Annotated in this window: 11 protein-coding genes; 7 read left to right on the forward strand and 4 right to left on the reverse strand. The window is 63.5% G+C overall.

What is annotated here, in order from left to right:
• Positions 1-118 precede the first annotated feature (118 nt).
• From ACIBJI_RS26665 to ACIBJI_RS26680, 4 genes are read left to right on the forward strand one after another with little or no spacing between them, the layout of a single operon-like run.
• Complete coding sequence (locus ACIBJI_RS26665) at positions 119-457, forward strand: WXG100 family type VII secretion target (RefSeq protein WP_397086367.1); 339 nt, start codon at positions 119-121, stop codon at positions 455-457.
• Positions 454-753, forward strand: a complete 300-nt coding sequence (locus ACIBJI_RS26670; protein ID WP_397086369.1) for a WXG100 family type VII secretion target — start codon at positions 454-456, stop codon at positions 751-753. The genes ACIBJI_RS26665 and ACIBJI_RS26670 overlap by 4 nt, the downstream gene beginning before the upstream one ends.
• Before the next feature lie 5 nt (positions 754-758).
• The gene (locus tag ACIBJI_RS26675) at positions 759-2,123 is read left to right on the forward strand and encodes a hypothetical protein (protein ID WP_397086371.1); all 1,365 of its coding nucleotides are present in this window, start codon (positions 759-761) and stop codon (positions 2,121-2,123) included.
• Positions 2,120-2,539, forward strand: coding sequence for a hypothetical protein (locus ACIBJI_RS26680; RefSeq protein WP_397086373.1), 420 nt, complete (start codon positions 2,120-2,122; stop codon positions 2,537-2,539). The genes ACIBJI_RS26675 and ACIBJI_RS26680 overlap by 4 nt, the downstream gene beginning before the upstream one ends.
• Positions 2,540-3,025: 486 nt before the next feature.
• Here ACIBJI_RS26680 and ACIBJI_RS26685 read toward each other — a convergent pair whose 3' ends face one another.
• The 3 genes from ACIBJI_RS26685 to ACIBJI_RS26695 all read right to left on the reverse strand — a co-directional run bounded on the left by ACIBJI_RS26685 (position 3,026) and on the right by ACIBJI_RS26695 (position 11,921).
• Entirely contained in the window at positions 3,026-4,285 is a 1,260-nt protein-coding gene (locus ACIBJI_RS26685; RefSeq protein ID WP_397086374.1) for a hypothetical protein, read from the reverse strand.
• Positions 4,286-4,443: 158 nt separating this feature from the next.
• Positions 4,444-9,051 carry an Eco57I restriction-modification methylase domain-containing protein gene (locus ACIBJI_RS26690; protein ID WP_397086376.1) on the reverse strand — a complete coding sequence of 1,536 codons (4,608 nt, stop codon included), beginning with the start codon at positions 9,049-9,051 and terminating at the stop codon, positions 4,444-4,446.
• A 2-nt stretch (positions 9,052-9,053) separates the two neighbouring features.
• Positions 9,054-11,921, reverse strand: coding sequence for a helicase-related protein (locus ACIBJI_RS26695; protein ID WP_397086463.1), 2,868 nt, complete (start codon positions 11,919-11,921; stop codon positions 9,054-9,056).
• Between the two features lie 262 nt (positions 11,922-12,183).
• On the opposite strand from ACIBJI_RS26695, the gene ACIBJI_RS26700 reads away from it, so the two are divergent.
• The 3 genes from ACIBJI_RS26700 (at position 12,184) to ACIBJI_RS26710 (ending at position 19,729) form a co-directional block, all read left to right on the forward strand.
• Positions 12,184-12,900 carry a hypothetical protein gene (locus ACIBJI_RS26700; RefSeq protein ID WP_397086378.1) on the forward strand — a complete coding sequence of 239 codons (717 nt, stop codon included), beginning with the start codon at positions 12,184-12,186 and terminating at the stop codon, positions 12,898-12,900.
• Complete coding sequence (locus tag ACIBJI_RS26705) at positions 12,890-14,311, forward strand: protein kinase (protein WP_397086380.1); 1,422 nt, start codon at positions 12,890-12,892, stop codon at positions 14,309-14,311. Before ACIBJI_RS26700 ends, ACIBJI_RS26705 begins: the two co-directional genes overlap by 11 nt.
• A 147-nt stretch (positions 14,312-14,458) precedes the next feature.
• Positions 14,459-19,729: an AAA domain-containing protein gene (locus ACIBJI_RS26710; protein WP_397086382.1), complete on the forward strand. Its 5,271-nt coding sequence runs from the start codon at positions 14,459-14,461 to the stop codon at positions 19,727-19,729.
• Positions 19,730-19,737: 8 nt separating this feature from the next.
• On the opposite strand, the gene ACIBJI_RS26715 is transcribed toward ACIBJI_RS26710, so the two are convergent.
• A complete protein-coding gene (locus tag ACIBJI_RS26715) occupies positions 19,738-21,855 on the reverse strand; it encodes a DEAD/DEAH box helicase family protein (protein ID WP_397086384.1) in 2,118 nt (705 codons plus the stop codon).
• Between the last annotated feature and the right edge of the window lie 11 nt (positions 21,856-21,866).

Here is a 21,866-nt window from a genome sequence, read left to right on the forward strand (position 1 = left end):
CGGATGACCGCAACAAGGCAGCTGTCGAAGGCGACACGCTGACCTAAACGCCCGGCGCCCCAAGGTCTCTCACTTCGCTCTATCGCTACCGCAACGGGCATCGGTTAGGATTCGCGTCATGAGTGATGGGGGGACACCAGCCTCTGGCCAGAATCTCTCGGTGGTGCCCGAGAAGGTGCGCGAGGTCGGCAAGTACGTCTACGAGTTGGCCGAGGCACTGCGATCGGCACTGGACTCCGCGGCTAAGGATGTCGCTTCGCTGACCGATGGCAGCTGGACCGGGGACGCGGCCACGGAATTCTCCGAGGGCTGGACAGAAGTGCGTGACGGCGGTGTCCAGATCATGACCGCACTGACCGGCATGGCGGAAAAGCTGGGCGTCACCGCAGACACCTATCAGGCCCAAGATGGAAGCAACGCCGCCACATTGAACACCTCGAGTTTGGATCTGCCATGAACTCTCGGTTTTCGGTCGACCTGGACCATCTCGATGAGATCGTGGTCCGTCTGTCGGGTCTGGCCGGGTTCATCGGCGAGCATCTCGATGAGATCAATGACCGGGTCGCCACCCTGGTCGGCAGTGGGTGGGAAGGCGTTGCCGCCCAGGCGTATGCCGATGCCCATACTCAATGGGTCATTGGGGCAAGGGAATTCGTCGAGGGTGTGAAGGATGTGAGCGACGCGGCCAAGGCGGCGCATGCGCGCTATACCACTGCCCAGGGCACGAATTACAAAATGTTCTCCCAGGGGTAAGACATATGGGTGTACTGGTTATCGACTGGCAGACCTACTACGAGGCCGGTAAGAAATGCCATGCCCTGGCCACCGATCTGCGTGCCGCTGACAAACCGGTCCACGATGCGGTCAAAGGTGACTGTGCGGGCATGGCCGGTGACACTGCGGGCTGCGAATCATGGGGCAAGACCTATGACCGTGTCGCCCAGGAAACGATGCAGGCGTGTACGAACCTGGCCGATGCCCTGACCAACTTCGGCACCATGCTCTACGCCGCCGGGTACAACTGGGCACTCTCCAATAACTCCAATCCAATGCCCGACCGTCCCACTGTGACTGCGATGTCGGAGTACAAGGTGTCGATCCCGACTTCGGTAGGCAACAACGGCGATGGTGTCACCGAGGGAAAGGGCAGTATCCCCGGCTTCTACGACGCCCTGGTCGGGAAGATCCAGGAAGAGTTCGGCAGCAAGCTGCCCAACGGCAACAAAGACAAGCTCGCCAAGGCCGCATCGACCTGGAAAACATTCGCCGAACGCACCACCATCAAAGGCGCAGCCGGCCGGATCACCGAGATCAGCAATCTGTTCAGCGATATCCAGGACAAGAAAGGCCTCGACCCCCTCCTCGGCCACCTCACCACCCTCAATGGCGGTGCCACCCAACTGGCCTCCGCATCCCTCAGCCTCGCCACACCTGTCGCGGAATACAGCACCGCGACCTCCGAAACCCGCGACAAATTCCGGGACGCGGTCACCAACGCTCTGATAGCAGCCGGAACCACTGTCGTCATCGGTGTCGCCGCCTCCTGGATCACCGCCGCCCTCAGCGACGTCGCCGCGGGCGTCGGCGTCGTCGCGATCGCCGGCAACACCGCCAGAGTGCTCAAAAGCACCTACGACGCAAGCAAACTCATCAAAATAATCGGCACGGCCTCCGCAGTAGCGGGTGCCGCAGCCTTCACCGTCACTGCGTTCGACAAAGTACCCAGCCTCACCGATATCGCCATCAAACTCGGTGCCATCATCGCCATGAAGGTCCTTATCGACGATGATGTACCGGATGCCCCAGGGAATGATGGCGGCACAACCAGCGCGGCCGGGCCGAAAAGCGCCTCCGACGTCGAGTCCGTCGTCAACTCCCGTACACAACCCGGGAAAACTGAGCCACATCGGCAAATGGCGACAGACGACGAAATCCGTCAGCTCTACAATGAATTGACTAAAAATGGGGAGCCAATGGATGTCGGTACGTACCCGGGTAAAGGCAGTCGACTCCCTGACGGGACCGAGATCAGGATCAGGGATGGTAGCAAGTCAGGTGGAGTTACGCTCGACATCAAGTATCCTGGGAACCCCACGCCAGTAAAGGTGCACCTTCCGAAATGACGAACGAGAAACTTGAGCATTTCCTCCTGTATGAGCTGACCGACGACTGGGCACCGATCGGCACCTTCGACGGAATGGTTGCAGCCATAACCCCCGAAAACTATTCGCGGGAAACGGTCTTGGAGACGATTCGGGAACTTGCGTCCAAGGGGTACATACGATTCGGAGCCTTCCCGGGCGGGGGTCGATCGTGGGAGCCATGGGATGCCTCTATCGACGAGTCGATAGATCGAATTGCTTACGGCTACAACGACGTCCGCGGATATCTCGACATCTCTGACGAAGAAATCGGTTCCAATGAGGTGTTCCGGGCCGATCTCATTGAACCGGGCGAACGAAGGGCCTCCGAACTCGGGAATCCTTACGAAAGGTATGGCGACCCCTGGACAGGTAAGCCTCGCCATGTCCGCGACTGACCCTTTTGCCCCAATGTCACGTAGCGTATTCATGCCGTACGGTCGGGTATGAGTAGGCGGCAGGGGATGGTGGCTCGTCCGCTGCGACGGGTGCTGACGGGTTTGTCGGGTTTCTTCGTGTGGTAGTTGTTGTGGCGGCGCGATTTCGGGTGCCTAGGCGGGTTCGGCGGGGATCGAAGACCGACTTGCGGGCAACGACCGTTGTTCCACCCGCACCCGCGACGCGATCGAAGCGCACCGGACCATCGTCTTCGCTGCTCTGGCAGTCGCACGTGCCGTTCAAGAACGAACCGGTCTGGCGATCGGCAACGTCGTCAAACAACTCCGGCCCCTGCGGACCACGACCATCACCATCAACGGTGTCACCGAGTCATTCCTACCCGAGATCCCTGCCGCACAAGCCGAAATACTTAACCGGCTCAAGCTCGGATCTGGGTACCAAACCAAATATCCTAATTCAATGTCAGGATGACAAAGGATTAATATTCAGGAAGGTAACGCGGAACTTGACACTATTATCTGCTCTGCAATGAATCGAATCAATGTTACCTCTCGTATCAACTGCTTATCGTGCGAGAATGGGACGAACTTCGCCTTGGATCCATCTTTACTGTGAACCAGTGCGTTCCTAGTCTTATATATTCTCCTAGCAAGAGCAGAAAATACGGTCGAGGAGTCGGGTCCGGCGAGGTCAACGAAGTCTCCTTCGCAGAAATCCACTTTATTATCCGCATAGTATCGAACAAGTCCGCTTTCAAACTCGTCAAGGTCGGACATTAGCATCCCCAAATCTAGGTAACGCTCCAACGTGAGCTTCAGTGCGACCTCCTCGCTAATAACAAGTTCTTCTTTGCGAAGCTGTACCGCTTTCGTTACAGTACGAATTACACGTCGCATATCTGCTGTACGCTTATATGAGAAATTGGGACCAGTAATCTGAGCCTGTAGTTTCGCAACCAAATCTTCCTCGAATACAGATTCAAACCAGTGCTCGGCGACATGGTAATATGATATATATTCAAGCATCGGACTTTCAACCGAAACTCCGAGTTGATAGTGATAGACCAAGTCTGGAACATAGTATCGTCGCGGCGCATCCAAGTCGCCAATGGTGGACCGGCGCAGGCGGGAAATTCGCGAAGGACGTATAAGCTCTTCAACGTACCGCTCTTGAGTTATTGCCACATCGAGGTTGTATCCAAGCTGAAAAAAGAATGCATCGGCATATCGCTGCCATCTATCGGATGGCGTTGCTGAATTCGCTTCCAGCCTTAATGTCATAATCTGCAGATACCGTCCGAGCACTTCCAAAGCGTCAGTCGGCGGATTCTCCAGCCGGTTAAGCCGATCCATAAACATAGACAATGGGGTAGCTGAAATTCTAAGATTTCGGAGGTTAGCGCCTTCTGGAATGTTTAGCAACAAAAATATGAGGTATGCATCGCTTGCCAGGCCAACTGTATACGATATCCCTTGTTGATCATCGGAGACGGTAAGGGCCTCCCGTCCAGGTCGAAGCAAGTGTCGCGTATTAATCGAGCTATCTCGCCTAAGAAGAACTTCGAAACTCTTTCCAAGGGCTACAGCGGTCTCGTCAATCTTCTTGTACGACTGCACATGTGCAAGCGTTTCAGTCAGGCGTTCATGGCTGAGATTTAGCAGAGGCTCATACCTATCGAGGCGGAAGTCGTAGCCTCCGTCAACGGCGCGCGGCGGTATGCGGAATATTTCTCCGATCATCTCCACGACGCGATCATGCGATACGGCCATTAAATTCCTCAATCTCCTTCACGATGAAAAATTGCACGACAGCCCAGCGCTGCACGTATCTCCCGGCCGCTGGAATTGATTTCGAATAGCTCGTCAGGTCGCAGGCAACCATGGCTCATGGGCCAGCTGGAATCTCAATCGGATACGGTCGCTCGGGTCATTCTCGTACCAGGCGAGATAGCCGAGAAGTGCTTATGGGCGAGTTGCATGTCGCGCTCGCGGTCGACGCCGACGAACGGTTCGGCGTAGGTGATGCCGTCGATGGTCAGTTCGGAGCGGCTGAGGGCGCCTTTCTTGCGGTACTCGGAGGCGAGTTTGGCGGGGAGTTGGCGGCCGTGGGTGTCGTAGAGGGCTTCGCGTTCGTACTTTTGGAGGACGGGGAATTGGGTGCGGTAGATGGTGAGGAGTTCGTCTGCGGTGATGTTGAGCATTACGGCGACGATGGCGTCGATTTCGATAAGGGCTTGGCGGCGGTCGGCGTCGCTGCGCAATGGGGTGTGCCAGGTCCAGTCAGGGGTGATGTCGGCAAAGTGGGTCGTGCGGGGGTAGCCCGGATTGATTCCTAGGGTCCAGGTGTCTGATGTCCAGGCTGGGTCGTAGAGTTCTGCCCACAGTGGGGCATAGGCGGAGACTAGGGCGTTGAGGCGGATGGTCCGATGGATGATGTGGGGTTCGAGGGTATGGTTGCGAATATGTGGGATTCGACCGACACTGTTGTACTTCAGTTCCGTGATGCCAGCAGCTTTCACCAAGAAGTCCGCAACGATCGATGACCAGATTCCGTTTGCGACTACCAAGTCTGTAGCTGAAGGCAGCACGGCTGTTCGTATCAGATCCACGTGGCAAGGACCAGGTGGGATGATCGCGCTGTGCAGGCTGCGGACTGTTGCGGAGTCGGCCATTCGGCGCCAGGCGAGGCGGAAGTAGGACGAGCTTGGTTGGTCGTTCCACTTCGGGTATGCGGCTTGGTATTCGGGGAGAGGGCGGGCGGGCTGGTAGTTGGTTCTCGGGATGAAGTTGTCTGGGATCGACTGGAGGTCGATGGGGGAGTAGTCGCCGGCGCTGCGCATCGAGCAGTTTGGCTCCTGGAATAGCGGGCGCGCGACGGTGAGGTGGGGGCCTTGGAGGATGGTGTTGTCGAGGGTGTCCGGAATTGCGGAGCGGGATTCGAAGTAGCCGAGTTTACGGTCACCCGATTCGTGCCAGCCTGCAGTCCATTGGAATTCGATATCGGCGAGTCGCGGTGCGGCGGCAATCTTGTCGAGTACGTCTGCGCTGGCGCGGTTCACCGGGTACAGCATTCGGGCCTCAGCTGCTGGGGTGCCCGGTTCGTCGATCAGCGTCGCCCATCGGGAGAGTGCAAAGTTGTCGACGTGCGTGATCCGGTCTGCGTGGGGACGGAGATCCCATTTCTCGTCCTGGTCTCGAATCGTGGGCTGGGGTCCTGAGCCATCGTGGACCAGGGATCGTTCTATGACGCTTGGCGCAAAGATCCATGCTGCGTGGGTGAAGCGGACGTCGGTCTCCGCGCCGTAAACGTGGATCCCAAACGTCTTCTTGTGCCCGATTTCAGGGAACTGATAGGTGTTGTTGTGGAATCTGTAGTGTCGCCGGAGACGGCGATAACACGCACCACGCAGTCGGCCGGCGCGAGCTTCGGTGAAATGGCTCTCTGGATGGATAAGTGTCGAGACGCCAGTGGCCGACGTTGAGCGCCAGGCCCGTTCGATGAAGCAGCGGTACAGATCTGGCTGCAGTCCTGCGAGGAATGGGCGATCCGTGCCTGAGCCGAGGTGTTGGTTCTGTCCTACCTGGTGGGCTCGTTCATCGAGCAACATGGAATGAACGGTCGGATCCGCCATAGCCGCAGCGATCTTGGCACGCTTGTCGGCTTCGGAAGGCTTGTGGGCCAACTGCCACCACGGATCGAACTCGGCCAACACCCCGGCCTCATCCCAATCCGGCCGTACCCACGGCGGGTTACCCACCTGCAAGTCGAACCCGCCTCGCGCGAATACCGGTGCGAAATCAAGCTCCCAATGGTGGAACCCCTGCGCTTGGGCGATCCTGGAAACGACTGCCAGCCAAGGGAATTCGGAGATAGCCGCATCGACAGATCTGGCCTGCGCGTATACCCGATCGTGGTCCTCGGCGATGTCGAGTTCGGACCAGTCCATGTCCGAAGCGAAGCTGGTCTGCCCGTCTTTCTGGAACTTCCCCGCCCTTGCGGTTGTACCGAGAATCGCTTCGAGGCCGCCGACCCATTGGGCCCAGTCCGGTGCTGCGATATCGCCGGTCACTGGCCACGACCACAATGCACACCAGGCGTCCATTACTCGCCGCAGGCGCCGGTAAGGGCGGTTCTCGTCGTTGAGGACCGTTTCGATCTGTTCGCGGGAGACCGCGGGGACATGGTCGACAGGATCGCTGCGCCACAAATGGAGGTCACGCCGGATTTCGGATTCCGCGATGGTGAGGCGGCGCAGCGTGAACTCCCAGAGGGTTTCCACGCGCTGAGCCAGGGATGCAAGGCGTTTGGTGATCTCCCTGGAGGGAGACTTGCGGATCTCGTTGCGCCACAACCGGAGTTCTTCGCGTTGTTCTGGGGCGTAGGTTTTGGCTTCGGCGGTGTCGACCACTGCGCCCCAGCCTTCGGTGGGGAGGAGGAAGTGGTGGATTCCGGCGCCGATTTCGGAGCCGAGGGGGATATCCTTCGGCACGGTCTTGAGCCAAGCCTTTTTGGTCAGCTCGCTGGGTGCGTATACCGCTCTTCGCGCACCGATCAATGAGTTGCCCCGTCGCAGGTGGAGCCCGAACCATGGTGCTTGCAGCCCGGCGACCATGGTGTCCAGCCACAGCGAGATTTCGGCCAGCTCGACGGCAGTCGCGTTGAGGTCGACCCCATATACCTGGTGAAGGGCGATGTGCGCCTTCACCTTCTGCAGTTCGACCGTGTACTGATCAGCATCGATCAGCTCGCCCAAATCCTCCTGCTTGCGCTTCAAATACTCCGCCGCGAGCTGACGAACGGCCTCGATGGCGAACGCGCCGGACCCGAGGGCGGGCTCGCAGATGGTGAGGGAGAGGATTTCCTCGGGGGTGGTGCGGTGCCCGTCTTGGTCGAGGAGTTCTTCGAGGGCTTGGGAGACAACGAACTTCGTCAGGACTTCTGGGGTGTAGTACGACGCGGACTGCTGGCGTTCGCGGCCGGCGAGCCGGAAGACGAAGGTGCCCTTGGCGTGCAGGACGGGCTTCATCTCGTGGGTGACGGGGTCTTCCACCCGAACGAAGTCGGATTCGGACAGATGTTCGGCGCGGTGGGTGGGGACTACCCAGGAACCCTTTTCGGGGTTGCCGTCTTTGGCGACCTCGTAGAGGTCCTCTTCGGCGAAGAAGCCGGTGTAGGACATCAGGCCCTCGTAGACCGCGCCCAGCTGGTTGATGCCCAGTTCGGCATAGCTGATGAAGCCGCGGTCGGCGCCCTTGCGGGACTTGCTCTCCTTGGTGAGCAGGAGGTGGGCGAGGACCTGTTGGGTGGCTTCGTTGCCGAGGCCGACCTCGTCGATGAGAGCGGTTGCCTTGGGGGAGAACAGGTCTGCGCGCAGCGGGTTGAACTCGAGACCGGGAGCCGGATCGTCGGTGACGTTCTCGCGAACGGCGGGCGTGTGGCCTTTGTCGACGAGGTCGAACAGGCGCTTCAAAGATTCGTACAGATGGGTGCCGGTACGGGCGTGGTTGGAGACCAGTTCGGTGAGGGTGAGTTCGCGGAGACGGTCGAGGCCGTAGCCCTCCTCGTATTCGGCGGCGCCGGTCGGCAGCACCTGCATCTCCGGCGACGCCTCGGCATAGAGCAGGAACAGGATTCGGTACAGGAAGCGCAGGGAGTGCTTGGCGAGGTCGTTGCCGTCTATGCCGTCCATGGTCTCGCCGTCGGCGCGGCGGCGGCGCACGACCTCGTTGGCGATGATTTCGATGGACAGGCGGATGCCTTCGCGCAGGTCTTTGGAGACGCCGACGGTGTGTTTCACCGAGTCTTCCAGGACGCCGGTCCACCAGATGTTGCCGTCGGCGTCGGGCTTCAGGGCCTGGTGGCCGAAGATTGCTGCGGCGCGGTCGATTTCGCCGCCACGGGCGTCGTGGCGGCGCTCGACGACTACCAGCAGGTCCACGGCGAGGTAGCGGCCTTCGGCCCAGCGTTCGGCTTCGGCGAGCAGGAGCCAGCGGCCGACTTGGACAACGACGAAGGTCGGTGGGGTGTCGGAGCGGAAGGCGGCGGAGACTGCTTTGGAGGCCGATTCGAGGGGCTTGTTGTCTTCGACGACGGGGGTGATCAGGGTTCCGGTGCCCAGGAAGTCTTCGATCGACTCGACTGGGTTGGCCTGCAGGAAAAGCACATTCGGGGTGCCCGCGAGTTGGGCGTCGGGGATGGTGAGTTCGGAGCCGGCCCGTTCGGCGGTGAAGGGGGTCAGTTCGCCGTCGAAGCCGAATGCGGCGCGGACAGCGGCGTGGGCTTTGGGGGCGGTCTCGGGATTCTCAGCAAGGGCACCCAGCGCGGTGTGCAGGTCGCCGGCTGCGGACAACAGGGAGCTGCGGACGGTTTTCCGACCCTCCTTAGCCTCGGCGTCCCAGGCCTTGCGCAGCTCCATCACCTTGCCGTGAAACGACTCCTTCACCGAATCGGTGGTGAAGTAGTGTTCGCTGATCCAATCCTCGCCGACGACGATGGAGTCGAAAGAGCCCACGGTTATTGGTCCTTTCCGGAGACGATCACCAGCAGTGGGCGCACCAATTGCTGGGTGGGGGCGAGGGATTCGGCGAGGCGCTGTTCTTCGGCGATGCGGCGGGCGTAGGTGTCGACCTTCTTCTTCTGGCTGCCGAACAGTTCGAGTTGGTCGGCGCCGGAATGCCAGCGGTCGGCGCGGCGGCGCCACTGGGCGAGGCGCTCATTGGCGGTGCGTTCCTGCTCGCCGAGGACGAGTTTCATCGACTGGGTGGCCTTGTCGACCGCGATGGGGATCAGCTGTTGGAGGCGTTCCGGGGCGGGGATTGGGCCGGGGTTTGCGGTCTCGGGCTTCAATCCGGTGTCGGTGAGCAGGAAGCCGAGGTTTTCCAGTGGGGTGGAGAAGGCCAGCATGGGTCGTTCGATGTCGGGGAACTCGACGGTGGAGAACACGCGGGATACGAGCTGGCCGCGGCGGTTCATCAAGGTGCCCATCAGCAGGACGGTGACGGCGTCGACGTCACCACGGATGGCGAAGATCTGGTTGCGGCCCAGGGCGGACAGGGCGCGGTCGCTGGCCCAGTCGAGGACAGGATGCAGCGGGCCGAGGAAGTGGGCTTCCGGCCAGGTGGTGTTGTTGATGCCTTTGCCCTGGCGGGCGGCGCGGAGCTGGGCGTCGCCGACCTGGCGGGAGGTGGCGAGCTTCAGGTGGGTGTCGATGCGACCCTTCTCGCGGTAGTTCTGCGGCAGGTGGGCCAGGCGCTGGCGGAGGTCGGGGGGCGGGACCAGTTCGGCGATACCGTGATTGGTGTGGACGGTCCAGCCGACACCACCGTTGCCGGGAGCCGCATGGGGTACGTCGTTGTAGGCGGCGCGCAGGGCTTCGTCGAGGAAGCCGATGTCGTCGGTGTAGAGGCTCTGGCGGGGGAGTTCGGGAAGCGCGGGGGTGTCGTCGTTGTCGAGCTGGGCGAAGAAGGCGTCGAAATCGTCGCCTTCGAGGACGTCTTCGACCGTTCTGACTTGATCGTCGAGGTCGGACTTCCGGGCGAGGACGTCGCGGATCGCCGATTCCTCTTCGCCCACACTGTGTTTGCCCATCAGTGAGGCGACGTCACCGAGCGTGGAATGCGCGTGGTTCTCGCGTTCGAGTAGGCGCGACAGCACGCGGAGGTCACCGGAGAATTCGGGATCCGAAGGTTCCAGGATGAGGGAGGAGATCACTGGCGGGAACTTCTGGCCGTAGCGATCTACTCGGCCGTTGCGCTGTTCGATGCGGATCAGCGACCACGGGATGTCGTAGTGGATCAGGTTGTGGCACTGGGCATGCAGGTTCACGCCCTCGGACGCGACATCGCCGGTGACGAGGACCCGGATCGGGGAGGTTTCGAGTTTGAAGCTTTCGACGATCTCCTGCTGCTCCACATCCGACAGGCCGCCGTGCAGCATGGCAATGTTCTCCGGCGTCAAGCCGAGAGCGGCGGGCAAAAGGTCGGTGAGCCACTTCAACGTGGCGACGCGTTCGGCGAAAACGACTGCGCGCAGGGACGACTTGGGGCCGACACCGATCTCGCGCAGGCGTGCGACCAGGGCGGCCTGCTTGCCTGCCGACTCGGTGAACGCCTTGTCGTTGAGGTCGCTGAGCGTGTTCAGGGCGGCCAGTTCGATCCGCTGCTGGGGGGCGCCGTCACGGAGCTTGTCACGGCGTTGGTTGATCGACTCGCGCAGAGCGGCCGGAGAGGACAGGAAAGCCTTGGCCAGGGTCCACGGGAATAGGGACTTGGCTTCGCCGGAATACGGGGAGGCACCGGTTTCCGGATGCAGCCAGACTTGTGAGAGTTCGCGGGCGACAGCGTCTTCGGCGTCGGACGGCTGCACGAGGCGGTGCACCGGCTCGGCGCGTTCGGCCCAGTCGCTGCCGACCTCCGCGGCGACCTCGTCGTGGTGACGGTGCCTGCGGATCAGCAGGTTCTGCACATCCTCCTTGGTGAAGGATCCGTCGGCGGCGACCGCGGTGGGATCGAGCAGGCGCAGGAGTTCGGCGAACGATTCCTCGCGGCCGTTATGCGGGGTCGCCGAGGCGAGGATCAGGGCCTCGGTGTTGGGAGCCAGGACCCGGGCCAGTTCGTTGTTCTGGGTGCCGACATTGGTGAGGTTGTGGGACTCGTCGATCACCACCGCATCCCAGTGCTGGCGTTCCAGATGTGCCTTGTAGCGGGGACTTTTGAGAGTGTCGATCGAGATGATCGCGCGCTTGTAGTACGTGAAAGGATTGCGGGTGGCGGGGAGCTTCTGGCGGACCTTCTGGATGCCTGCCGAGTCGAGGCGGACGAACGGTAGCGCGAAACGGCACCACAGTTCGTGCTGCATCTGCTCGAGGACGTGCTTCGGGGTGACGATCAAGATCCGCTCGCCGCGGCCCCGTCGCACCAGCTCCGACAGGATCATGCCGATCTCGAGGGTCTTGCCGAGTCCGACCGCGTCTGCCAGCAGAATCCGGGGGCGGATGTGCTGTGGGTCAAGGGCTTTGGCAACGGCGGCACGCTGGTAGCCGAGGGAATCGGCGAGCATGTGGGTCGAGACGGTGACCGTCTGGTCGCCGTAGGGGAACGGGGTTTTGCGCAGAAGGGCCTCGAGCCACAGGCGGGAGTCGCGGTAGCCGGAAGAACCGTCGGGGACGACCTGGGCCTTGGCCGGGTCGAGCACCTCGATGGTGTCGAGGCTGTCGTAGAACGTCGCGGTGGTGTCGGCGACCAGTTCGGACAGGCCGCGCACGCGTAGTAGCCAGCCGTCGGACCCTTGTTCGGCGGAGGTGACCAGCCATTCCTCGTCGCGGACTACGACGATCGAGCCGGGGGCGACATTGAGCTCGCGATGCTCGACGGCTTGGGTCATCAGGGGTACTCCTGGTGGATCGATGCAGAGGAGATCCAATAGTGCCGAATCGGAAACCATTTCGGAATTCCACATGTTTAAATTGGTTGGGGGACTGCATGTTTCGTTCGTCAGCGTCACCGAAGTGTACGGGTCAGCTGAGAACTATGTATATGACAAAAGCGTGGAAACTTGCGTATTCATCCGCTGCCCAACCGGTCACGTGGCTGGCGCGCTGCTACCGTTGTTGCACCCGAATGGACAGGTGGGGGAGGTTGCGATCGTGGAGAACGACGCGGCTGGCGCGCCGACCGAGCTGGTCGCGGACGGTGTGCTCGTGCCTGATGTCGCAACCTACACCGCGCTGCGGACCTCCGTCTTCGCGTTCCGTTCGCCGGTCGCGCCCGAGCTCGTCGCCGGAGATGGTCCGCGTCCCATGGTGTCGATCGGTGAGCTCGCCGAGGCCGGGGCGCTGACCGTGCTGGAGTCACCGCCCACTCTTGTGGCGATCGCAAGCGGAGCTCCGATGTTGACTGCCAAGGACATTCGTCTCGGCCGGGAACCGACGAGGAATGGGGATCCGGGCACGCCCGGTGCGGTGCTCGGGCAGCCAGGCGACGTGGTGGTTGTGGCCGGAGGGGGTCATGCAGTGGTGTCGGTGTGCACGGATGCGGCGTTACTCGCTCCAGGGGTTGCGGTGCTGCGCGTCAATCCGGATGTCATCGACGCGTACTTCTTGTCCGGAGTTGTGCGAGCGGCCGCAGACGCCGCGGACAGCCGACCGATCGACCTGTTCGGGGTCGCCTTTCCGCGGGTGCCGATCGGTGAGCAGCGGACCGTCGGCGAAGCGGTCGCGCAGCTGATGGAGATCGAAAAGGCATGGCGCGGTCAGCGTCTCGCTGTCGAACGCATGGTCAGAGACGGCCTGTCCGGGCTCTCATCGGGAACGCTTCGGATTGCGGACGGTGCGGGCAATGCGGGTGGGGCGCATGGCGAATGAAACCGTGCCACGAATCATCGCCGAGCGTTACGAGCTGATCGAGGTCATCGGTCGCGGCGGCATGGGCCGGGTGTTCCGGGGGTTCGACCGTAGGCTCAAGCGTCAGGTCGCGATCAAGATCATCCATCCCCATCTTGCCGAGAACAACGAATGGGAACGCCGTTTCGTGCGGGAAGCCGAACTGATGGCGCGGATGAGTCATCCCGGTATGGCCACCGTGTTCGACGCCGGCATCGACCCGGGGCCGCCCGAGCAGCCGTTCCTGATCATGGAATACGTCAACGGTGTCACGCTCGACAGCATCCTGTCCGCCCGCGGTCGGCTGCCGCTGGGCGCGGTCGCCGGAATCTGCGCGCAAACGGCCGCGGTGCTCGCGGAAGCCCACGGGCACAGGATCTTCCACCGCGACCTCAAACCGTCGAACCTCATGCTCTGCGGCGACGGAACGGTTCGTGTGCTCGACTTCGGCATCGCCGTCGCGCTCGACGGTGATCAAACGCGGCTCACCCGGACCGGATCGGGCATCGGAACACCGGAATATATGGCGCCCGAACAGGTTCGGGGTAGCTCGGTGGTGCCGCAGACCGACCTGTACGCGCTGGGGCTGGTTATGTACGAACTGCTGACCGGCGTCCGGGCCATGCTCGGGTCGTCGGAGTTCGACACGATGTTCAACCAGATCAATACGACACCACCGATTCTCGTGCCGGAACGCGACGAGGTGCCCGAGGAACTGGCGGTGCTCTTGACGAGCATGCTCGCCAAAAAGCCAGTCGATCGTCCGGGGGATGCGGCGACCGTGCACGGGGTACTGATGCGGTATGTCGGTGCGCTCGACGGGCTGATAGAACGTCCCGATCCGGCGAGCCCCGCACGGCTGTATGCGGCAGCCGTCGGTGCCTCCGCGGCGACACGGACCGCGGTGCCCCAGAAGCGGCCCGAAGTCGGCGATACTGCAGCCGCACCAGAGTTCACCCGCGGTGATCTCGATCGGGCGGTCCGCCGTGCTCGCGACCTCGCCGACGAGTCCCGTTACGTGCCTGCCATCGGAGGGTTGAAAGACTCTCTCGGCGTTGCCGTGCCACAGCTCGGCGCTCGCGACGTGGACGTCGTCGACGCGCGGGTTCGGCTGGCCGATCTGTGTCTGGAATCCGGTGACTATGTCCAAGCCGCCGCGTTCTACAGCGACCTGATCGACGACCTCACCGCAGAGCGCGGGCCGTATGACGACCAGGTCATGTACTGCCAGCGGCAGATGGCCACCTGCCAGGTGCACAGCGGTCAGGTGCGGGCCGCGCTGACGCGACTGCGGAAATTGCACGCGCAGCTGACGGCGTGGCACGGGGAGAGCGATGCGCGCGTGGTGCAGCTGTCGGAGATGATCGCCCAGATAAGGGCGGGCACAAGATAATTGGATTGCCATCGCGATCAATGACGCCTCCGCGACGCTAACGAAACGGTCGCGATCCTGGGCGCGGTCGAGGTACATCTGTAGCGGATACCCCTGACCTGGCGATACCGTTTTGACGGTTGGCCTGTGGGGTAAGGAGACAGCGGGATGACGGACTCGGGGACCGTGGGGGAGGCCGATCTGGCGGATCGCGCATCGCGGTTGTTCCGATTTCTGGCCCGAGTCCAGGGAATTGGTGGCACCCCGATCCTCGACGCCGATGATCTCGGGGCGGTGGAGTGGCTCGGTGAATTGCCTGCGAGCACGGCGGTCCGGTTCACGTCCGGGTCGGAGGACAAGCCGTTCCTGCGGGTGGACAAGGTGCCCGTGACGCCGCCGATCGATCCGCCCGAGCCCGATGTGCGGGAGTGGCTGGTGCCCGGACCACTCGACGATCACGCGGCCGAGCCAGCGCTGCGGGCCGAACACGTCGACGGCGGTGCCCGGACGGAACGGCTTGTCGATCACCCGCACATCTCCGAACGGTTCGACGGCTGGTTGCGGCGGTGGCGTGCCTGGGCTGAAAAGGCCCGGATCGAGGAGCCGGCGTATCGCTGGTATCGGGCCATCTACCGGATGTACTCCGACGTCAACGCCTCTGCGGAGAGCCGGGAAGCGGTGCTGGCGCTGGGGTGCGTCGTCTGGCGGCGTCGCGGGGCGGGGACGATCCGCAGGCACGCCTTGACCATGCCGGTGAAGTTCGAATTCGACACTGACTCGGGCACGTTGACCGTGCGGCTCGATCTCGACGCTGGTCGCTCGGCGATGGAGCTGTCCGATTTCCTCGACCCGGGTGAGATCATCGATCCGGCACTGCTGCGCTCGGTGGAGCGCGAATTCCTCGACGGTGTGGACCCGTTCGACCGGGATGCCGTCGCGGTGCTCATGCGGCGGCTCCTACACAGCCTGGGGCCGGACTCGGCCTTCCACGACGAGATGATGCCAGCCGCTGCCACCACAGAACCGGTGGGCTACTACGCGCCGGCCTTGATCGTGCGGTCGCGTGGCAAGCGAGGACTGACCCGGGTGCTCGACACCATCGCCGACCGGATCGAGGACCGAGGCCGGGTCCCGGCCGGGCTGCGCACCCTGGTCGATCCGGCTTATACGGCGACTGCGGACCCGCCGTCGGACAACGGCGCGATCGTGCACGACGGAACCGACAGCTTCCTGCCGCTGCCGCTGAATTCGGTGCAGCTGGCGATCCTCCACCACGTCGACTGCAATGCGCACACGATCGTGCAGGGCCCTCCCGGCACCGGCAAGACCCACACGGCAGCAGCGTTGATCACCCACCTCTTGGCCCAGGGCAAGCGGGTGCTCGTCACCGCGCACACCGATCGCGCGCTGGCGGAGGTGCGGGGCAAGCTGCCTGCGGAGATCCGTGATCTGTGTGTGTCAGTGGCTGGGGCCAGCCGCGACAGCTTCGACGATCTGAAACTGTCGATGGAGCGGATCGCGGCGGCGGCCGACGATCACGATGCGCCGAGCGCCCGTCGCAGAGTCGAGGCCGCCAACGCGCGCATCGCCGAGTTGCGGGCGGCCCGTGCGCTGCTCGCCGAGCAGCTGCTGCGGCATCGTGAGCAGGAGGTGACCTCGCACGAGATCGGTTCCTACCGTGGAACATTGACCGAGCTGGTGCTTCGGCATCGAGCAGAGGCAGTGCGGTACGGGTGGGTTCGAAACCTGGACCAGGTCCACCCGGGTACAGCACTGCCTGTTTCATCGACCGAGGTGCGGGAATGGCGGACGCTGCTTCTCGACGATGCACTCGCTGATCCGGAAGTGGCAGCCCCGCAGTTGATCACCGTGCACGATGTGCCGCCGGTGGCGCAATGGAGCAAACGGCTGGCCGATGCGACCGAGCGGGCCACGGCGTTGGCTGGACAGGGGACGCGCCCGTGGATCGAGGCGATCCGCGGACTGACGCCGGCCAGTCGCGCCGAGGTGTCGGCGACGGTACGACAGGTGGACCGCGAACTCGGGGAACTGTCGTCCAGCCGGGATGGGTGGGTTCGCGATGCCGTTGTCGATGTGGCCAGGGGCCGGGGCGGTGTGTGGCACGGGCGGCGGATGCGGCTTGTCGAATTGCTCGAACCCGCAGCCCCATTGACCAGAGAGCTCGGCATAGCCCAGGTTCGAGTTTCCGGTGGCGACCGCGCGGGCCTCGTCGCGCTGGCTGAATCGGTTCTCGGCTATGTCGAAAAGAACGGGTCGATCAAACTGCGCCCGGACGGTGCACCGAAAGTCGGCATCACCACCAACCGGGTGCTGAAAGATGCCGCACCGCTGTTCGAACATGTCCGGGTGGACGGCCGGATCCCGGTCGATCCCGCACACCTGCGCGCGTTCCTCCGCTACGAGAAGCTCGAGCGGCTGGTCGAACAGCTCGACGAAGTATGGACGGGGTCCGGCGTTGGTGCCGCGGTGCCTGGCAGCGTGCCCGTGCGGCTGGCCGATCACCGTGAACACGCCGAACAGTTGCGGATACTGCTCACCGTTGGCGCCGAATTGGTCACGGCGGGACAGCAATTGCGTGGATTCGGGATGGCAGAGCCGGACTGGTCGGATCCGGCCGGTCGGCGAGCGCTGCTTGCTTCCTTCGACGCGGCCACCGCCCTCGACGAGCAGGCAGAGGCATCGGCACTGTTCGACAAGGTCGCCACCCGTGTATCCGGGCCGCGCTATCAGCCCGGCGCCACTACCAACTTGCACGATCTGCATCGTGCGATCGAGCAACGCGATATCGACGCCTACCAGCGTGCGCACACGCGGCTAGCCGAACTGAACGTTCTGCGTGGCCGTTATGCCCGTCGCGGCGAACTCGATGCGTGGATGGCGCAGCTGCCCAGGTTGCGTGAAGCCGTGGTGTCCACCGCGGTGTCGGACGTGTGGGACATCCATCTCGCTGACCTCGAACAGGCCTGGGACTGGGCCGGTCTCGGCGCATGGCTCTCCGGGGTCGACCCCGAACCGGTCAACAAGCTGTTCGATCAGCTCGACGACATCGAAGCCGGGCTCCGCGACGAAGCGACTCAGCTTGCAGTCACCAAGGCCTGGGACCGGGCCGTTGCTCCGGATCGGCTCGGGCCGGGAACCCGAACGGACCTGCGGCAATACGCGCAGCTGGTGCGGCGATACGGCAAGGGCACCGGCGCTCACGCCGACCGCAGGCGGCGCGAGATCCGTGCCACCATGGGCCGCTGTCGTTCGGCCGTCCCGGTGTGGATCATGCCGATCTACCGGGTTGTCGAACAGCTCGACATCGAACCGGACATGTTCGATGTCGTTGTGGTCGACGAGGCTTCGCAGGCGGGCGCCGAAGCGGTCTTCCTGCAGTATCTGGCACCGCGGATCGTGGTGATCGGTGACGACCGGCAGGTGTCGCCCTCGGGGGTCGGCGTGAAGATAGATACCGTGCGGGGACTGGCCGAACAGTACCTCGCCGACAACCCGCACAAGGCCAGCTGGATCGACACCAAACGAAGCCTCTTCGACGATGCCGGGATGCGGTTCGGCTCGCGGCTCACCCTGGTCGAACATCGGCGCTGCGTGCCGGAGATCATCGGGTTCTCCAACCAGATCGCCTACAGGAAGGACGCCAAACCGCTGATCCCGGTGCGAGTCTTCGGTATTGACCGGCTCCCGCCCATCCGGACCGAGTACGTGGCCGACGGGGTCAGCACCAAGGGCAATCTGAACGAAGCCGAAGCGGATCAGATCGTGGCACGGGTGCTGGATTGCCTGGCCGACCCGCGCTACGCGTCGAAGACCTTCGGGGTCGTCTCGCTGCTCGGCGCCCCACAGGCCGAGCTCATTTGGAACAAGCTGCTGCTTGCCGTTCCGCCGGAGGAGATCGACCGGCGACAGCTGCGTTGCGGTGATGCGGCCGACTTCCAGGGTGCCGAGCGTGACGTCATGTTCCTGTCGATGGTGAAAGCGCCGGGACCGGACACCCGATTGATGCCGCAGACCGACGAGTCGGCGATCCAGCGGTACAACGTCGCAGCGTCCCGAGCCGCCGACCAGATGTGGCTGTTCCATTCGCTGCGGTTGGAGGATCTCGCCAACCCCGCCGACATGCGTTACCAGTTGCTCGACTACTGCCTGTCGAGCGAGGCGGCTCCTCCCACGCCGGAAGGTGGCGAATTGCCCGCTCCGGTTCGGGAGGATCGGCCGGTTCCGCCGTTCTCCTCGGTGTTCGAGCAACAGGTGTTCAACCGGATCCTGGCCCGGCGGTATCGCGTTGTCGCACACTACGATGTCGGGATCCACACGCTGGACATGGTGGTCGTCGGCGGCCATATCCGGGTGGCGGTGCTGTGCGAAGGTGACGCCTGGGCGGGGCCACAGGCGTACCAGAAGGCACTGTCGTGGCAGCGAGACCTGGAACGCTGTGGGTGGCCGTTCTTCCGGGTTCGCCAGTCGCAGTTCGTATCCGATCCGGAACGGGCCCTCGAACCGCTGTGGGAACTGCTCGATTCGGTCGGGCTGGTGCCGGTTGTCCGGGAGGCCTTCGAACCGGATACGGTGTCTGTGGTGCCAGCCGAGTCGGCCACTGGCGAAGTGCCTGTCTTCCGAGCTCTTCCGGAGGAGGAACTGCTCAGCAGCTTCCTGTGGGACAAGCCGTGGCTCGATGGAGCGAAGGACGAGCCGGCGGATCAACCCGCACCGCAGGTGGTCGAGCAGGTTGCGACAGTCGCGCGGGTGGAGCCCTCAGCGGCTACGACCGCGGAGCAGGTCGGCCCGGTTCAGGAGGCGCCGACGCCTACGGCCATGGTGGCTCCGGAAGTGCCTGTGCCGCAGACGTTGGGGGTCGGCAACGCCGTGCCTTCGCCCCGCCCTGGGCAATCGGGCGGCATCGCCGAATACGGTGCTTTCGCGGAGCTGCTGCCAGTGGCCAGGGCCGGTCACAACATCGCCTCCGTCAAGGAGGATTTGCTCCGCATCGTCGACGTGGAAGGACCGGTGACCGCCGGGCGCCTGCATGCGGTGGTCGCACGAGTGCGCACGGGGGATGACGAGGACGATGCCCGGATCACTGCACTGGTCGACCGAGCGCTCGAAGCCGCCGTCCAACAGGGGATGCTGGTGCTCGACGACTTTCTCGAGCTCGGGCAGCCCGAGTGGTTCAGCTACCGGACCCCGGCGCAGCCTGCCAGCAGGTTACGACTGCTCGGAGCGCGAGCGATCGAACAGGTGCCGCCGCGTGAGCTGGCCGAAATGCTAGCCCGCAGTGCCGAATCCACCGGCTGGGCCGATCGGTCTGCGCTCATGCGGCATGCCGCCTCCGCGCTGGGACAGACTCAGCTGACCGACCGGGCCATCGCCATGCTGGCCATCGTGCTGCCGATCGCCGGACAGCTGCACCGGCCATGATCGAGCACCTAGAGCAGTGCTTTCGGGGTTGTGCCACGAAGGAAGGCTGCGATCTGGACAAGCCGATGCGGGGGGACCGACACGTCGTTCAGGTCTGACATCAGCGCGTACATGTCTCCTATCGGGTCCTCGGCGGTGTGGGCCCATATCGTGATTCGCTCGGCGGCCGCGCGCAGGTGATGCCGATCGGCGCCGTCGTCGACGCCGAGTAGCAGCAGATCGTCACTGTCGTCGCCGATTTCGTGGAACACCAGCCGCTCGGCGCGGACTGCGGATTCGACCATGTCGCGCAAGTCTGCCGGATCGGCGTAGCCGATGAGATCGCCGACTTCCTCGCTGGTGGCGATATTGCCGAGGCTCGCCAGTTCGGACAGCAACTCGGCGTGGCGGGACGATTCGAGATCGCCTGAATCGATTGGCTCGGCGTCGTCTTCGGCGTCCTGCTGGTGATCGATTCTGCGGTCGGCGGGTTCCGATGCGGGTGCCTCGTCGGTCACCGCCACAGCGCCGCCATCCTCCGCGCCGGGCTCTCGCATCGTACGGTCTGCTGCCGAAACCTCGTCGTGGGTGACCGCTGTTGCTGTGCAGTGCCATTCGCGAAGTAGCGCGACCAGACCGGCGGTGTCGGTACGGACCGTATCGATGGCCAGCGGGCCGATGAGCGCGGATATGCTCGCGTCGCTGCGGCTTGGATCATCGACCGAACCGGACACGAACACCATCACGACAAGCCGACGGCGAGACGGCCGGCCGGAATGCACAACGCGGCTCAGCCGGTGGGTCAGCTGGGTGTTGTCGCGGGAGCGGGCCAGGATCAGCACGATCTCAGCCCCCGGGACGGTGAGCGACAGATCGAGAACTCGCTGCTCGACGAGCACCGACAGTGATCGGTCACGCAAGCCGTCGGCGATCTCGGACCGCTGCGTTGCGCTGAGTGACGGCCCTGTCATGGCCGCTGGAACACCATTCGCGGAGAGCGCCCGATGGACCAGTCCCGCGGCCACCGGGCGATCAGTGAAGACGACAGTCTGGGTCGCTGTCAGGACATCGGCAGGGAGGGTGCCGATCAGATCGAGTTTGGCTCGGCATTCGGCCAGCGTCGTCGCGCGATCGGTGACAGCGCTGAGATACCGGTTCGCGTGGTGGGCACCGGAACCCCGACCTGCCGCCAGCGCTTCGACGAATATCGAGAACTCGGTACCCGATTCGGGTGCGCCGTAGTTGCCTGTCAGGGTGTCGTACTCGCGGTCGACCAGCGCTTGCAGATGGTGGAGTCGAGCGCGTTCCTTCGCATCGAGCTCGACGCCGACTTGGACCAGGGTGACCGGGTCCATTAATCCGTCGGCCCAGGCAATCTCGTAGTCGCAGCCCACGACGATCGGTCCGAAGTACGGGAGGAGCTGGGTTCGCACCGTGTGGTCACCCCGATCGAGCCCACGGGTGAGCCCAAGGCGAGTTGAGAACTGTTCGGTGAGCACCTGGGCGAACAGTCCGCTGCCGTACCGGTCGATATCGTCGACGACGAGCAGCGCGTCCGAACACTGTGTGGCGGAGGCGATCTGACGGAGCCTGGCAACGGTCGACGCCATCACGATCACGACCTGCCACGTTCGCTGAGCGCCAGGTCGTGACCTGCTGCCAAGCCCGGCGACGCGGCAGTCGGGCGCGACAACGGCCAGCTCGTCGAGCCAGCAGGCGCGAGCCTCTTCATCGGCGACGACGACCACCACCGGGGTGTGCGCCGCGACGGCTTCGGCAACCGCACGGACACCAAGCACTGTCTTGCCGGTACCGCCGACCGCCTCGACAATGCCCTTGCGCCCGTTGCGAATCCACTGCGCCAACATGCGCCGCTGCCATGTCCGCAGGGGAGGTACATCGCCGTCCTCCGCCACCTCGGTCGGCGACGGTTCCCGGGGAATCTGCTTCGGGTCTGCTTTCAGCGACCAGCGAGGCGGGTTGGTGGTCGAATCCATGGTGAAGCGGGATCGCTCGGCATACAGCAGGCGGTTGACGGTGGAGCGGTCGACATCGGGGTCGGCGAGTTTCGCGGCGATCTGCGGCGCGCTCAGGTTCGGCTGCGCGCGCAATATCGCGATGATCCGTTCCGCCAGTACGTTTCCCACGCCGCATCACC

Source organism: Nocardia sp. NPDC050408, from assembly GCF_044458905.1.
Classification (GTDB): domain Bacteria; phylum Actinomycetota; class Actinomycetes; order Mycobacteriales; family Mycobacteriaceae; genus Nocardia.